Consider the following 679-nt stretch of genomic DNA (forward strand, 5'->3'; position numbering starts at 1 on the left):
GCTGGCTGGCCTGCTCAACCGCACCGCGCTTGAACTCGGTGCTGAACTTCCTTCGCTTCGACATGAACACTCCTCATGGCCTTGATCGGCCTTCTCGTAAGTGTCCGTGAAAACGGGGGTGAACCCCCTTCTGACCCCACCTTGAGGTCGGCACTGGTGCCGACCGGCACGGCCGGCGGGCGCTTGAAACCGACGCCGATCTTGAGCACAGCGATGTCGTGCGCGGGGCTCGTCCCCACCAGTGCGGCCTGGTAGTCGCGGCCGTCGGCCAGTTTGACGGTGGCTTCGGACGCGCCCTGGATGACGTGGAAGTTAGTGACGACGTGGCCGGCGTCGTCCCAGATGAAGCCCGAGCCAGTGCCGCGCGGCACGGAGAAGACGTTGCGCGTCCAGACATCGCGTACCAATTGTGCGGTAGTGATGTAGACCACCGAGGCGCGCGATTTCTCGAACAGTTCGATGGTGGCTTTCTCGTCCGCCGCCAGATCGCCACGCGCCGTCACAGTGCGTTCTGCCGCCTCGCGCGGACTGAACCAGGCCTCGATGGCGGGCAGGAACTGCCACAGCAGCATGAGCGCGGCAATACAGGCGGTGATGAAGAGCCAGCGCCGGCCGAAGTGGTCCGGCGCGGGGCGTTGGTACGGGTCGGGGTAGGCCATGAGAAGTCTCCTGTTGATAT

1 pseudogene is annotated in these 679 nt (G+C 64.7%); it reads right to left on the reverse strand.

The annotated features are described in order from the left end of the window. Positions 1-53: 53 nt before the first annotated feature. Positions 54-659, reverse strand: a pseudogene (locus QMX78_RS21485) (trypsin-like peptidase domain-containing protein); the annotation flags it as partial. Positions 660-679: the final 20 nt, after the last annotated feature.

The sequence above is a fragment of the Stenotrophomonas sp. PS02298 genome (assembly GCF_029959445.1).
Taxonomy (GTDB): Bacteria; Pseudomonadota; Gammaproteobacteria; order Xanthomonadales; family Xanthomonadaceae; genus Stenotrophomonas.